Origin of the sequence: Stenotrophomonas sp. ESTM1D_MKCIP4_1 (assembly GCF_003086895.1) — a bacterium.
Taxonomy (GTDB): Bacteria; Pseudomonadota; Gammaproteobacteria; order Xanthomonadales; family Xanthomonadaceae; genus Stenotrophomonas.
On the sequence record NZ_CP026004.1, the window covers coordinates 1,567,482 to 1,579,910 of the forward strand.

Annotated in this window: 14 protein-coding genes and 5 tRNA genes; 14 read left to right on the top strand and 5 right to left on the bottom strand. The window is 67.0% G+C overall.

Annotation, left to right across the window (positions count from 1 at the left end; translation table 11 throughout):
• Position 1: 1 nt before the first annotated feature.
• The 7 genes from kdsB to C1924_RS07255 all read left to right on the top strand — a co-directional run bounded on the left by kdsB (position 2) and on the right by C1924_RS07255 (position 5,703).
• The gene (gene kdsB / locus C1924_RS07225) at positions 2-775 is read left to right on the top strand and encodes a 3-deoxy-manno-octulosonate cytidylyltransferase (RefSeq protein ID WP_108764684.1); all 774 of its coding nucleotides are present in this window, start codon (positions 2-4) and stop codon (positions 773-775) included.
• Entirely contained in the window at positions 772-1,260 is a 489-nt protein-coding gene (locus tag C1924_RS07230; protein ID WP_108764685.1) for a low molecular weight protein-tyrosine-phosphatase, read from the top strand. Before kdsB ends, C1924_RS07230 begins: the two co-directional genes overlap by 4 nt.
• Positions 1,257-2,669 (top strand): hypothetical protein, encoded by a 1,413-nt coding sequence (locus C1924_RS07235; protein ID WP_108764686.1) that lies wholly within the window; start codon positions 1,257-1,259, stop codon positions 2,667-2,669. The genes C1924_RS07230 and C1924_RS07235 overlap by 4 nt, the downstream gene beginning before the upstream one ends.
• Positions 2,666-4,510, top strand: a complete 1,845-nt coding sequence (uvrC, locus tag C1924_RS07240; protein WP_108764687.1) for an excinuclease ABC subunit UvrC — start codon at positions 2,666-2,668, stop codon at positions 4,508-4,510. Before C1924_RS07235 ends, uvrC begins: the two co-directional genes overlap by 4 nt.
• Positions 4,511-4,527: 17 nt before the next feature.
• The gene (pgsA, locus tag C1924_RS07245; RefSeq protein ID WP_108764688.1) at positions 4,528-5,154 is read left to right on the top strand and encodes a CDP-diacylglycerol--glycerol-3-phosphate 3-phosphatidyltransferase; all 627 of its coding nucleotides are present in this window, start codon (positions 4,528-4,530) and stop codon (positions 5,152-5,154) included.
• 172 nt (positions 5,155-5,326) lie between these two features.
• A tRNA-Gly gene (locus tag C1924_RS07250) sits at positions 5,327-5,402 on the top strand.
• Positions 5,403-5,627: 225 nt separating this feature from the next.
• Positions 5,628-5,703: transfer RNA gene (locus tag C1924_RS07255), tRNA-Gly, on the top strand.
• Between the two features lie 2 nt (positions 5,704-5,705).
• Here the strand turns inward: C1924_RS07255 and C1924_RS07260 are convergent.
• Together C1924_RS07260 and C1924_RS07265 are read right to left on the bottom strand one after the other, a co-directional pair.
• Complete coding sequence (locus tag C1924_RS07260; protein ID WP_343125674.1) at positions 5,706-6,143, bottom strand: hypothetical protein; 438 nt, start codon at positions 6,141-6,143, stop codon at positions 5,706-5,708.
• 22 nt (positions 6,144-6,165) lie between these two features.
• Complete coding sequence (locus C1924_RS07265) at positions 6,166-6,570, bottom strand: hypothetical protein (protein WP_108764690.1); 405 nt, start codon at positions 6,568-6,570, stop codon at positions 6,166-6,168.
• Positions 6,571-6,700: 130 nt separating this feature from the next.
• Between C1924_RS07265 and C1924_RS07270 the strand changes: the two genes are divergently transcribed.
• The 7 genes from C1924_RS07270 (at position 6,701) to C1924_RS07300 (ending at position 9,827) form a co-directional block, all read left to right on the top strand.
• A tRNA-Gly gene (locus tag C1924_RS07270) sits at positions 6,701-6,776 on the top strand.
• A 142-nt stretch (positions 6,777-6,918) separates the two neighbouring features.
• Positions 6,919-6,994 (top strand) — tRNA-Gly (locus C1924_RS07275).
• A 66-nt stretch (positions 6,995-7,060) separates the two neighbouring features.
• Positions 7,061-7,134, top strand: a tRNA-Cys gene (locus C1924_RS07280).
• Positions 7,135-7,255: 121 nt separating this feature from the next.
• Complete coding sequence (locus C1924_RS07285; protein WP_159094764.1) at positions 7,256-7,822, top strand: DUF998 domain-containing protein; 567 nt, start codon at positions 7,256-7,258, stop codon at positions 7,820-7,822.
• A 25-nt stretch (positions 7,823-7,847) separates the two neighbouring features.
• Complete coding sequence (locus C1924_RS07290) at positions 7,848-8,789, top strand: ADP-ribosylglycohydrolase family protein (protein WP_108764692.1); 942 nt, start codon at positions 7,848-7,850, stop codon at positions 8,787-8,789.
• Between the two features lie 44 nt (positions 8,790-8,833).
• Positions 8,834-9,400, top strand: coding sequence for a DUF4124 domain-containing protein (locus C1924_RS07295; protein ID WP_108764693.1), 567 nt, complete (start codon positions 8,834-8,836; stop codon positions 9,398-9,400).
• A 157-nt stretch (positions 9,401-9,557) separates the two neighbouring features.
• Complete coding sequence (locus C1924_RS07300) at positions 9,558-9,827, top strand: hypothetical protein (protein ID WP_108764694.1); 270 nt, start codon at positions 9,558-9,560, stop codon at positions 9,825-9,827.
• A 29-nt stretch (positions 9,828-9,856) separates the two neighbouring features.
• On the opposite strand, the gene C1924_RS07305 is transcribed toward C1924_RS07300, so the two are convergent.
• The 3 genes from C1924_RS07305 to C1924_RS07315 all read right to left on the bottom strand — a co-directional run bounded on the left by C1924_RS07305 (position 9,857) and on the right by C1924_RS07315 (position 12,295).
• The gene (locus C1924_RS07305; RefSeq protein WP_108764695.1) at positions 9,857-10,621 is read right to left on the bottom strand and encodes a thioesterase family protein; all 765 of its coding nucleotides are present in this window, start codon (positions 10,619-10,621) and stop codon (positions 9,857-9,859) included.
• 94 nt (positions 10,622-10,715) lie between these two features.
• A complete protein-coding gene (locus C1924_RS07310; RefSeq protein WP_108764696.1) occupies positions 10,716-11,801 on the bottom strand; it encodes an alpha/beta fold hydrolase in 1,086 nt (361 codons plus the stop codon).
• The gene (locus tag C1924_RS07315; RefSeq protein WP_108764697.1) at positions 11,798-12,295 is read right to left on the bottom strand and encodes a DUF6265 family protein; all 498 of its coding nucleotides are present in this window, start codon (positions 12,293-12,295) and stop codon (positions 11,798-11,800) included. The genes C1924_RS07310 and C1924_RS07315 overlap by 4 nt, the downstream gene beginning before the upstream one ends.
• Between the last annotated feature and the right edge of the window lie 134 nt (positions 12,296-12,429).

Below are 12,429 nucleotides of genomic sequence, written 5' to 3' on the forward strand. Positions count from 1 at the left end.
CATGACCGAATTCGTTGTCGCCATTCCGGCCCGCTTCGCCGCCTCGCGCCTGCCGGGCAAGCCCTTGCGCCTGCTGGGCGGTGAACCGCTGGTGCTGCATGTGGCGCGCCGCGCGCTTCAGGCCGGCGCCCGCGAGGTCTGGGTGGCCACCGATGACACGCGCATCGCTGACGCGCTGGATGGACTGGGCGAGGTCAAGGTGGCCATGACCGCGGTCGAGCATGCCTCCGGCACCGACCGCCTGGCCGAGTGCGCGCGCATCGCCGGCTGGTGCGACGAAACCGTGGTGGTCAACCTGCAGGGCGATGAGCCGTTCGCCCCGGCCGCCGGCATCCGCGCCGTGGCGCAGGCGCTGGTCGAGGGAGACGCACCCATGTCGACCCTGGCCACGACCGTCGAGGACGCCCACACCCTGTTCGACCCGAACGTGGTCAAGCTGGTGCGCAACGTCCGCAACGAGGCGATGTACTTCAGCCGTGCGCCGATCGCCTGGCATCGCGATGGCTTCGCGCGCAGCCGCGAGGCGCTGCCGGAAGGCCATCGCTGGCTGCGCCACATCGGCATCTACGGCTATCGCGCCGGCTTCCTGCAGCAGTTCGCGGCGATGCCGCCGGGCCAGCTCGAGCAGGTCGAGGCGCTGGAACAGCTGCGCGTGCTGGAAGCCGGTTTCCCGATCAGCGTGGCGATCTCGCCCGAAGCCTTCCCGCCGGGCATCGATACGCCCGAAGACCTGGCCCGTGCCGAGGCCCTGCTGCAGTCCATGGCGGTGCGATGAACCTGCTGGTCGTCTGCCTGGGCAACATCTGCCGTTCGCCGATGGCCGAGGGGGCATTGCGCGCCCGCCTGCAGGCCTCGCCACTGGCGGGCCGGGTGCACGTCGATTCGGCGGGTACCGGCGACTGGCACGTGGGCGAGCCGCCGGACCGGCGAGCCATCGCCTGTGCCGCCCGCCATGGCGTGGACATCGGTGGCCTGCGTGCGCGCCAGCTGCAGCCAGGGGATTTCGACCGTTTCGACTGGATCCTCTGCGCCGACGAGGCCAACCTGCGCGACGCCGCGCGGGTGGCTGCGCCTGCCCGGCGCGAGCGGCTGTCGCTGTACCTGCCCTGGTCCGGGGGGCAGGGCGCCCCGGCCATCCCGGATCCCTATACCGGCGGCCAGGACCACTTTGAACAGGTGTGGACGATGGTCGACCAGGCTGCAGAACGTGTCGTGGCACGACTGTTGCATGACGCCGAGTCCGGCATAATCAGGCCATGAACGCCCAGCCCGTCCAGGATCTGCCCGAGTTTGCCACCTGGCTCAATGCCGCCCCCTGCACGTTGACCGAACTGCGTGGCCGCCCGGTCGCGCTGCTGTTCGTCAACGCCGCATCGGCCTGGAGCATGCAGCGGTTGGCCGAGTTCGGCCAATGGCTGTCACGCAACCCCGGTCGGCTGCAGCCATTGGTGCTGCATGTGCCGCGCTTCGATTTCGAGCGCGACGCAGGCGCTGCGCTGAAGCTGCTGCGCCGGCAGGGCCTGTCGATGCCGGCGCTGCTGGATGCTGACTGGGATGGCTGGCGCCGCTTCGGCGTGACCTCCTGGCCGACCGTCATCCTGCTCGATGCCCAGGGGCGCGAGCAGCAGCGCCTGGTTGGCCAGGGCGCGCCCGGCGAACTGGAACGCGCCTTGACCGATCTCTGCGAGAACGCGCCACTGGCACCGTCGCGCGGAGGCAGCGAACTGCATCCGGAACTGCCGCATCCATTGCGTTTCCCCACCGGGCTGGCAGTGAACCGGGATCGCCTGTACATCGCCGACAGCGGTCGCCATCGCATTCTGGAGTGCAGCCACGGCGGACGCGTGCTGCGCCAGTTCGGGCTGGGCACCGCCGATTTCATGGACGGCAACCTGGCCGAAGCCGCGTTCCACCGCCCGCAGGGGCTGGTGCTTGAGCGCGACTCGCTGTACGTGGCCGATACCGGCAACCATGCCGTGCGTCGCATCAACCTGGCCACCAGCCAGGTCGATACGCTGTGCGGCAACGGTCGTCCCGGCACGCCGGTGGAAGGCCCGGTCGCACAGCCGCGGCAGGTGGCCCTGGACCATCCGGTCGGCCTGGCCATCGCCGACAACCAGCTGCACATCGCCATGGCCGGTGACAACCGCCTGTGGAGCTTCCACCTGGGCCTGCGCAGCCTGCAGTGGCGCGCCGGCAGTGGCGCCATCGACGAGCGCGATGGCAGTGGCCACATGGCCGCCTTCGCCCAGCCCACCGGCCTGGCCGTGGTGCAGCAGGTGCTGTACGTGGCCGATGCACTGGGTTCTTCCATCCGGGGGGTGCAGCTGCGTGGCGATCTGGTACAGACCCTGGTCGGGCAGGGCACGTGGCGCTTCGGCGCGGAGGACGGCCCGCGCGGACAGGCCAGCCTGCAGTACCCGCAGGCCATCGCGCTGAGCCCGGACGCTCCCGTGCTGTGGATCGCCGACACCGGCAACGGCCGCCTGCGCACCCTGCGCCTGGGGGGCGGTGATCTGATCACCCAGCCGCTGCCGCGTCGCCTGCACGGTCCGGCGGGCCTGGCGGTGGGCGCTGGTGCCGTGTGGATCGCTGAGACCGATGCACACGCCGTGCTGCGTTTTGACCCGGACAGTGGCGTGCTCAGCGAAGTGCCGATCAGCGAATGACCGACGTCACCGCACCGGCCTTCGACGGCAAGGCCTTCGCGGCCCAGCTGAGCACCGCCCCCGGCGTCTACCGCATGTACGCGGCCGACGACACGCTGCTGTACGTGGGCAAGGCGCGCGCGCTGCGCAACCGCGTGGGCAGCTACTTCAACGGCAGCCCGAAGAACGCGCGCATCATGTCGATGCTGTCGCAGATCGCGCGCATGGACGTGACCGTCACACGTTCGGAAGGCGAGGCGCTGCTGCTGGAAAACCAGCTGATCAAGTCGCTGTCACCGCGCTACAACGTGTCCCTGCGCGACGACAAAACCTACCCGCATGTGCTGCTGACCCGCGAGGACTGGCCGCGCATTGCGCTTCACCGTGGCCCACGCGCGATTCCCGGGCGTTATTTCGGGCCGTACCCCGGTGTCACCGCGGTGCGCGAAACGCTGAACCTGATGCACAAGCTTTTCAAGCTGCGCAGTTGCGAGGACAGCGTGTTCCGCAACCGTTCGCGGCCTTGCCTGCAGTACCAGATCGGCCGTTGCAGCGCCCCCTGCGTGGATCTGGTGCCCGCACCGGAGTACGCCGAATCGGTGCGTCGCGCCACCCTGTTCCTGGAAGGCAAGAGCGACGAACTGACCCGCGAGCTGGGCGAGCAGATGCAGGGCGCCAGCGAGGCGCTGGAGTTCGAGCAGGCCGCGCGCCTGCGTGACCTCATCGCGTCGCTGCGCAGCATGCAGACCCGCCAGTACGTCGATGGCCGTGCCGCCGACCTGGATGTGCTGGCCGTGGCCATGCAGGGCTCGCAGGCCTGTGTGCTGCTGCTCGCCTTCCGTGATGGACGCAACCTCGGCACGCGCCCCTTCTTCCCGCGCACCAACGGCGAAGACAGCCCGGAAGAGGTGCTGGCCGCGTTCGTGTCGCAGTATTACATCGAATTCGAGCCGCCGCGCGAGATCCTGCTCGACCGGCAGATTCCCGATGCCGACCTGCTGGTGGCCGCACTTTCCGCCTCGGCCGAGCGCAAGGTGCAGCTGAAGTGGAACGTGCGTGGCGAGCGCGCCGGCTACCTTGAGCTGGCCAGCCGCAACGCGCAGCTGACCCTGGCCACCGAACTCAACAGCCGCAACGCGCAGCACGCACGCAGCGAAGCGCTGCGCGAGATGCTGGGCCTGGCCGAGCCGGTCAAACGGGTGGAATGCTTCGATATCAGCCACACCATGGGCGAGGCCACCGTGGCATCGTGTGTGGTGTTCGATGCGGCCGGCCCGGTGCGCGCACAGTACCGCCGCTTCAACATCAGCGGCATCGAACCCGGCGATGACTACGCCGCCATGCACCAGGCGATCGACCGCCGCTTCCGCCGCGCGGTGGAAGAGCAGGGCGTGCTGCCCGACGTGCTGCTGATCGACGGTGGTGCCGGCCAGCTGGCCCAGGCACAGGCCGCGCTGGCCGACCTGGGCGTGGAAGGCGTGCTGCTGGTGGGTGTGGCCAAGGGCGTGGAGCGCCGCGCCGGCCACGAAGCCCTGGTGATGCCCGATGGCCGCGAGCTGCGGCCGGGCGCGGCCAACCCTGCGCTGCAGTTCATCCAGCAGGTGCGCGATGAGGCACACCGCTTCGCCATCACCGGCCACCGTGGTCGCCGGCAGAAGGCCCGGATGACCAGCAAGCTGGAAGACATCCCCGGTATCGGCCCGCGCCGACGCGCCAGTTTGCTCAAGCATTTTGGTGGCCTGGTCGGCCTGAAAGCTGCCGGCGAAGCGGAAATCGCCAAGGTGGAGGGCATCAATGACGCCCTCGCTGCACGCATCTACGCTAACCTGCACGGGTTGGCCACGCCTGACCCGGCCGAGTAGAGAGAGAAGCAAGCCGCATGAAGTTGACCCTGCCCACCTGGCTGACGTTGTTGCGGATCGTGATGATCCCGGTGCTGGTGCTGGTGTTCTACCTGCCCTACACCTGGACCAATTTCGCATCCGCGGCGATCTTCGGCCTGGCCGCCATCACCGATTGGCTCGATGGCTGGATCGCGCGGCGGTACAAGCTGGAATCGGCGTTCGGCGCCTTCCTCGACCCGGTGGCGGACAAGTTGATGGTGGCCGTGGCGCTGTTCCTCATCGTGCAGGGGCACCCGACGCCGTGGATGGCGTTCTGGGCGGCGGTCATCGTCGGTCGTGAAATCGCCGTGTCGGCCCTGCGCGAGTGGATGGCCGAACTGGGGCAGCGCGCCAAGGTGCGCGTGGCAATGATCGGCAAGGTCAAGACCACCGCGCAGATGGTGGCGCTGCTGTGCCTGCTGTACTCGGTTGCACCGAACGTGCCGGTCAGTGATATCTGGATGGGGCCGCCGGTGTTCCACATCGGCGACTGGACCCTGGCCATTGCCGCCGTGCTGACGCTGTGGTCGGGCCTGCAGTACCTGCATGCCGCCTGGCCCAGCCTGCGCGAAGACGAGCGTGCCGCGCGCGAGCGTTCGCGGCAGAAGAAGCTGGGCAACTGAGCCCCAGGGTCGGAGCCCTTTCCGCGGGAAAGGGGTCCGACCCTACGGCCATGCATCGGGCTCCGTAGTAGATCCACGCCATGCGTGGATACGCATTGCCGAAGCGCGGCGAAACTCCCCTGAAAAAACCGCTTGACGTCATTCGCGGAACAGGTAGAATTTCGCCTCCCAAGCGGGAATAGCTCAGTTGGTAGAGCGCAACCTTGCCAAGGTTGAGGTCGCGAGTTCGAGTCTCGTTTCCCGCTCCAGATTCAAGAAAAACGCTCCCGCAAGGGGGCGTTTTTCGTTGTACGGCCCTACCGTTTCCGATCCATCATCGCTCTGCACGGCGGTTCTTCCAGCAGCCCCGCGGCGGTGGAACGACCCGGCTGCGAAACTGAACGATGTGGTGCGGATCAGCTGAAAAATCCTGTTGACGCCGTGCAGCAATATCGACACAATAGCGCTCCTTCGACGCAGGTCGAACGGAATCTGCGGGAATAGCTCAGTTGGTAGAGCGCAACCTTGCCAAGGTTGAGGTCGCGAGTTCGAGTCTCGTTTCCCGCTCCAGATCAGGAAGAACGCTCCCGCAAGGGGGCGTTTTTCGTTTGCGCTTCAGCACGGGCGCGAAGCGCCTGCCACACGCTGATCGACGTCACCGACCACAGGGCGAGGAACAGGCCCAGATCCAGCAGCATCAACCACAGCAGGTGCGTGCCGTAGACCGGCGACTGGTGCATTGCGCCCATCGCCAACGGCAGCGTCCACGCCAGCAGCACCACGAAGGCGATCAGCAGGCGCAGCCAGAGCCGATGCCATCGCCAGGGGCGCACGATCAGCATGACAACGGCGATCTCGACCGTGCTCATCAAAGCGAACGTAGCCACCTTGCCGGTGGCATAGGGTTGGGGCGCGTCTGGATCGAGACTGCGCTGCAGCCAGTAGTCATGCTGCGCGCCGGCATGAATCAGCGCGGCCATCACCGCCATCCAGATGATGGCGGCGGCCACGCAGTACCACCGGGTGTGCTTGTCAGTCATGCGCGGGCTCCTTGCTGGCGCTGCAGGCGGTAGTGCGCGCGGCGAAGCGCGCGCTGACGGTGATCGCGGCCAGTGCGAGCGCGCCGGGTCCGATGGTGAAGTACAGCATGCGCAGCGGGTTGTTGTGCATCAGTGTCCAGGCAGCGAATGCGAGCGGGATGGCCAGCACCACCAGTTTGGCTGCAACCGGCCGGAGTACCGCAACCAGTGGCTGTGCGCCGAGGAACAGCACGAACGCGTAGTACTGCGCGAGTCCCAGGCCGGTGTTGCCGCGCGCGCTGAAACCGACATGCTCGCCATACCAGTTCATGCCCAGCGGCATCAGCGTCCAATAGAGTGCGCCCACCAGCAGGTGCAGCAGCAGGGAGATCAGCAGAGGCTTGCCGTGCAGGAACATGGGCGCAGGTGTCCGGGCGGGGCAGGGTATCCCATCGCGCCAGGCGCGGATTACGGTGTGTGAAGACTGTTGACGACGTGAAGGAATTTGGACACAATAGCGCTCCTTCGACGCAGGTCGAACGGAATCTGCGGGAATAGCTCAGTTGGTAGAGCGCAACCTTGCCAAGGTTGAGGTCGCGAGTTCGAGTCTCGTTTCCCGCTCCAGATTCTACAGGGCCCCGGTAGGGGCCTTGTTTTTCTCCCGCCACGGCAAGGCGGGGCACGTTGAGCCACAAGGCTTTACGCGCAGTCAGAAAGGTGAAATCGCTGGTGTGTGTTCCGGATTTCCGGTACCATGACGGCTTACGCGGGAATAGCTCAGTTGGTAGAGCGCAACCTTGCCAAGGTTGAGGTCGCGAGTTCGAGTCTCGTTTCCCGCTCCATGTTTCGACAAGCCCCATCGCGGGGTTTTGTCATGTCAGGGGCACCGTTCCTGGCCGCAGTACGTTGGCCTCATGGCAGAGTGGCTATGCACCGGATTGCAAATCCGTTTACAGCGGTTCGATTCCGCTTGAGGCCTCCAATTGAAAAGCCCTGACTCCGGTCAGGGCTTTTTCTTTGCGCGGCCCCCTGCCAAACCGCACTGCTGGCGCACCAGCGCCCCTGCTAACGTCCGCCTTCACACTCAGGAAGAGGGGCATGCAGTGCGCGCACTGGCAATCCGGCAGGCGATCTACCTCCCCCTTGGCGCAATGCTCGCCGCGATCGCGTTCGGCTTCACCGTGCCCGGTTACAGCTCGCTGTCGCAGCACCTCAGCGAAATGGGCCTGATGCCGGGCCTGCCCGCGACCATGTTGACGGCCTGCATCTCGGTCAATGGTGTGGCCATCATCGTCTTCAGCCTTGCGCTGCTGGGGTGGGGCCGCCGCTTCGCACTCACCGCGCTCACCTCAACGATGTTCGGCGTGGCCATGCTCAGCAACGGGGTGTTCACCACGGGAAGCCCGCTGCATGGCATGTACTCCATCGGCATCTTTTCCATCCTGACGCCGCTGTTGTTCCTGGTCGAACTCGGTGCTGATGCCTCCACGCGTATCGCCTGGATGGCGCGCGTGATCTCGCTGCTGGGGATGCTCTATCTGTGGTTGATGCTGTCTGGCATCGATCCGCAGCCCTGGCACGGGCTGACCCAGCGCATCGCCTTGCTGCCTGCATTTGCCTGGTACACGTTTGCTGCGCTCGAACTGAGACGGGTGTCCGGGAACACCTGATGCTGCCTCTGGCTACACTCATGCCATGAACCAGATCGGCAACTTCCGTGGCGCTCTGCTCGGACTGGCCTGCGGCGATGCCGTCGGCACCACGGTGGAATTCAAACCACGCGACAGCTTCCCGCCCCTCGCCGACATGGTCGGCGGCGGCCCGTTCAATCTGAAGCGAGGGCAGTGGACCGACGACACATCGATGGCGATGTGCCTGGCTGAGAGCCTGGTGCGGTGCGACGACTTCGATGCGCGCGACCAGATGACCCGTTACGCGAACTGGTACCGCAACGGCTACTGGAGTGCGACGGGCGAATGCTTCGACATCGGCATGGCCACGCGCGCGGCCATCGATCAGTTCCTGCTCAGCGGTGATCCGCTGTCGGGCAATGACGATCCGCGCAGTGCCGGCAATGGTTCAATCATGCGTCTGGCGCCGGTGGTGCTGCGCTATGCGCGCACACCGGAACTGCTGCCGATGGCCGAGCAGAGCTCACGCACCACCCATGCGGCGCGCGAGTGCCTGGATGCGTGTCGCCTGCTGGCCGCTGCGGTCGAGCGTGCGCTGGATGGGCAATCGAAGCAGGCCGTGCTGGACCTGCGTGATGTGCCGGTACAGGGCGAGCGCCTGCAGCAGATTGCCGCTGGAACGTACCGGCAGGCGAGCCGCGAGCAGATCCGTGGCAGCGGCTACGTGGTAGACAGCCTGGAGGCCGCGTTCTGGTGCTTCCACCGGCACGACAGCTTCGCCGCTGCGGTGCTGGAAGCAGCCAACCTGGGCGACGATGCCGATACCACCGCTGCGGTGCTCGGCCAGTTGGCCGGGGCCTTCCACGGTGCCGCAGGCATCCCGGCGCAGTGGCTGCAGGTGCTGGCCATGCGCGCGGAAATCCAGGTGCTGGCCGATGCGCTGCATGAACGGAACCGGGTCGCTCGGGCGGGTCTGGGCTTTGCCACCGCCAGGGTTCCGTCATAACGTAGGACCCAGCGGGCCGGCATGGCCACGGACAGGAGGTCTGGATGAACGCGAAGTTCGGTATTGGCGTGGCGCTGTTGTTGCTGGCACCCATGGCATCGGCGCAGGTCTACAAATGCAAGGGCGCGTCGGGTGAGACGGTCTATTCGGAGGTTCCCTGCGGTGCAGGCAGCGCGCCGATGAAGCTGCGCTCGAACCGCGCTGCCTCCGAGAGCGCGGGGGAAGCGTCCAACCGCGCGGCGGTGTACCGCACCACCGGCATGAGCGATGCGGGTATCGCCGAGCGCAACTGCCTGCAGGGCGAACAGTCGCGCATCTATGGTCCGCTCGAATCGCGTGCGCAGGCGACGAACCGTCAGGTTGCCGAACTGGACCGGCAGTTGGCGGCCGCCCGCAGCGCGCCACCGGAAGGCCGCGCCGCGTTGTCCAATGCCACCCTCGAATCGGGCATCCGCGCGCAGATTTCCAGCCTGCAGCAGTCATTGAGTTCGGAGCGGGTCGCCGCAGATTCCCAGATGTCCATGGCCCGGGATCGGTGCTCAGCCCTGCGCCGCGAGCGGGAAGACCGGGTCAACCAGCAGTACGCCGCGCCGGCCGGGCCTTCGTACTGAGCCGTCGCGGCCTGGCGCGGGCGGCAGCATGAGGCGACGTGATCAGTCTCAAACCAGCGCGACATGATGTAGGCGTATGGTCGGGGTTCACGTTTTCGGGGGCAGCAATGGCAGGCAGGGACATGCAACACCGCATGCAGCACGCGGCAGGCCAACGATGAGCAGATCCACTGCGGATGTGCGCTGGCTGACATTCCGGCTCAAGAACGGTCAGTCGATCGGGCCGGACCAACTGAAGGACGGCTGGGTGATCGCCGCCGAGACGCGCCATTGCGGCGTGCGCCGTGAGCGCATCGAAGGCTCCGGCGTGGTCTACGCACTGTATGGCCCTTCCGATCTGCCATCACCGCGCCGCGCTGAACTGCGCATGCGCGATTTCCTGATGCGCTCGGGGTATACGTTCACCATGGGCACGCTGGGCGGCTGACGCCGCCCGTTGCATTGGCCGGTCTACGATCAGGGGCGCACGGTCAGCACCTGGCTGATGCTGCCGATCGGGCCGCGTTCGTCGTGCAGCACGGTGCTGGTCAGGCCGATGCCTTCGCTGCCGAACGAGACCGAGGTGTCAAAGCCCAGCCACTCCCCTTGTGGCGTGCCGAACAGATGCACGGTCAAATCCAGGTTGGGGAAGGCGACCTCCTTCGGGTTGGCGCGCACGGCCATGCCGTTGGACAGATCGAACAGGGTGGCAGCACGTGCCAGCGGGCTGACGGCTTCGTCGTCCAGCAGCGGTTGCTTCGCGCGTGCCCAGTAGGTTGCACGGCCTGGTCCCTGGTCATTGCGGCGGATCTGTACGTTCTCGATGAAGCCGCCCGGCCACACCGTGGCCGGGTCCCATTCGGGCATCGTTTCGGCGGCGGCAATGCGCGCAAGCGGCGTACCGGCAATGCTGGCAGTGTCGTTCGGGCGCATCAGCCACGCCCGCACGCGCAGTGCCGCGCGGTCGTGGTGGGTGAGGGTGGCTTCAACCAGCTCGATGGTGCGACCGCCACGCAGCACCTGCACGTGCGTCTCCATCTCTTCGATCGGAATGGTGCCGAGAATGTCATAGGACAGGCGGCCGATCAGGAAACCGTGGCCGCGCGCGGCGGCATCGCGCTCAAGATGATGGGCAAGCAGGCCCATCGCCGGTGCGATGTGTTGTTCCTGGGTGTTCCAGGCGCCGCCCACGTGCGAGGTCGGCAGGTAGCGGGTGTCGCTCAGTCGTTCAAAGAAGGCCATCGGTTCACGGTGCAGTGGATGGGGGGCGCGGTACAGGCCGCGTCATCCTGCCATCGTAACGCTGCGCCCGCGCCGCTGCGTGCGGGCGTGACTTTCAGTGCGCGGCAGCCGCTTCCAGCGCGTCCACCACCTGCGCGCCGCTGAAGTCGCAATGTCCTTCGCCCACGGCCGGCAGTACGCGCAGTTTCGCTGCGCTGCCGGCCTGCGCGACGAGCCGTGGATACACCGACTGCATGCGCGGCACGATGGTCGGATCGGCATGGTTGAACTGGATCACCAGCGGCCGCTGCAGCCGGCCGGTCAGCGACAGCCGGTCGTGCACGTATGCCTGCGCAGCGGCAGTGGCCTGCACGCGCCGCACGCCCGCGTTGAAGGCCGCATCATCGCCGAAGCCGCTGTAGACCGTGCCGTCGTTGCCCACCGGCAGGCCACCGGCGCGGTGTACCAGTTCGTGCAGAACCAGGGCGTGCAGGCTGATGGCTCCGGCCAGCGCGTCGGGTGGCACCTGCAGATGCGCGGCCAGCCGCGTGGCCTGCGCCGGTCCTGTCGCCAGCGCGGTGGCGATGCCCTGGTACAGCGCCATCTGCGGCAGCGCAGCGGCCTCGTTCGAGAGCAGGCCGGCGGCGGGCAGGCCCTCGGCCGCGGGAAAGAAGTAGTCGAACGCCACCAGAGTGGTCAGCAGGTCCGCGGCCAGCGTTTCGCCGGGCAGGTTGGCGCCACACAGTGAAACACCGCCAGCATACGACTGGGGATGCTGCTCCAGGCTGGCCACAGTGACCGCGCCGCCCATCGAGAAGCCCAGCAGCCAGGTGTGACGAACCCGCTTCAGTTCGGTCAGTGCGTGCTGGCGCAGGCGCTCCATGTCAGCCATTGCATCGGCCACCGCCCATCCTTGGCTGGAATAGGCACTCTGGGCCACGGCGTAACCCGCGTCGAGCAGTGCCTGGGTGCTGTCAGCGGCGGCCATCGGCGTTGCGCGAGGCGCACCGACCGGTTCGTACCCATGGGCCAGCAGCACCAGTTCGCCATTCCAGCGTGCCGGTACATCCAGCCGCCATGGCGCACCCTGCAGCACGCCACTGAGTGTGCGTGGCGCTGGCGGCGCAGCGGCCTGTGTCGTGGCGGGCAGCAGCAGGGCCAGGGCGAGCGGCAACCGCAACAGCAGGTGCGGCACGCTCATGCGCGGTTCTCCGGTGCTGTGCAGGCCACGCGGTGCATCGGAAAATCCATCGCCTGCCGTGGATTGTCGCGTGCGATCTCGATGCGCGCGTGCAGGTGCTGGCCATCGACGCGACGGTAGCGGATGCGCTGCGGGAAATCGTTGTCCGGATTCTCGAACACCGCTTCATCGGCGTCGATCCGCGTGGCAGTGAAGTCAGTGGCATCGCGGCCCTGGGGCAGGGCAGTGAACACCAGCCGGCCATCGTCATGTTGGCGCAGCGACATGAATTCAAAGCCTACCGTGCGGCCATCGCGCAGGCTGCGGCTGGTGCCGAACAACGTGCCCCCGGCCAGGCTGGACCACTGTTCGCCCGCGCCCGCCGGTTGCCCGTCCAGCTGCCAGCAGCCGGCCAGCCAGGCAAGCTGTTCGATCCGGTTGGGTGGTCCGGCATGCGTGGGGGTGGTCGTGGTCAACAACAGGGTCGCCAGGACCAGAGCGATGCGCGTGAACATCGGTGCCTCCATGCTTGCGGATGAACGGCCTGTATAGCGCCGCCCCCGGGCGCGGGCCAGTGCCGGCCACGATTGCGCCGGATCCGATACGATATGTCGCATCAGATCTGATCCTCTTGATCCGGAGTCCTGTC

Coding starts and splice junctions, on each gene's coding strand:
- pgsA (WP_108764688.1), top strand. CDS start 4,528: ATGAAGTTGACCCTGCCCACCTGGCTGACGTTGTTGCGGATCGTGATG.
- C1924_RS07265 (WP_108764690.1), bottom strand. CDS start 6,570: ATGTTCCTGCACGGCAAGCCTCTGCTGATCTCCCTGCTGCTGCACCTG.
- C1924_RS07230 (WP_108764685.1), top strand. CDS start 772: ATGAACCTGCTGGTCGTCTGCCTGGGCAACATCTGCCGTTCGCCGATG.
- C1924_RS07315 (WP_108764697.1), bottom strand. CDS start 12,295: ATGTTCACGCGCATCGCTCTGGTCCTGGCGACCCTGTTGTTGACCACG.
- C1924_RS07305 (WP_108764695.1), bottom strand. CDS start 10,621: ATGGCCTTCTTTGAACGACTGAGCGACACCCGCTACCTGCCGACCTCG.
- C1924_RS07295 (WP_108764693.1), top strand. CDS start 8,834: ATGAACGCGAAGTTCGGTATTGGCGTGGCGCTGTTGTTGCTGGCACCC.
- kdsB (WP_108764684.1), top strand. CDS start 2: ATGACCGAATTCGTTGTCGCCATTCCGGCCCGCTTCGCCGCCTCGCGC.
- uvrC (WP_108764687.1), top strand. CDS start 2,666: ATGACCGACGTCACCGCACCGGCCTTCGACGGCAAGGCCTTCGCGGCC.
- C1924_RS07290 (WP_108764692.1), top strand. CDS start 7,848: ATGAACCAGATCGGCAACTTCCGTGGCGCTCTGCTCGGACTGGCCTGC.
- C1924_RS07300 (WP_108764694.1), top strand. CDS start 9,558: ATGAGCAGATCCACTGCGGATGTGCGCTGGCTGACATTCCGGCTCAAG.
- C1924_RS07235 (WP_108764686.1), top strand. CDS start 1,257: ATGAACGCCCAGCCCGTCCAGGATCTGCCCGAGTTTGCCACCTGGCTC.
- C1924_RS07310 (WP_108764696.1), bottom strand. CDS start 11,801: ATGAGCGTGCCGCACCTGCTGTTGCGGTTGCCGCTCGCCCTGGCCCTG.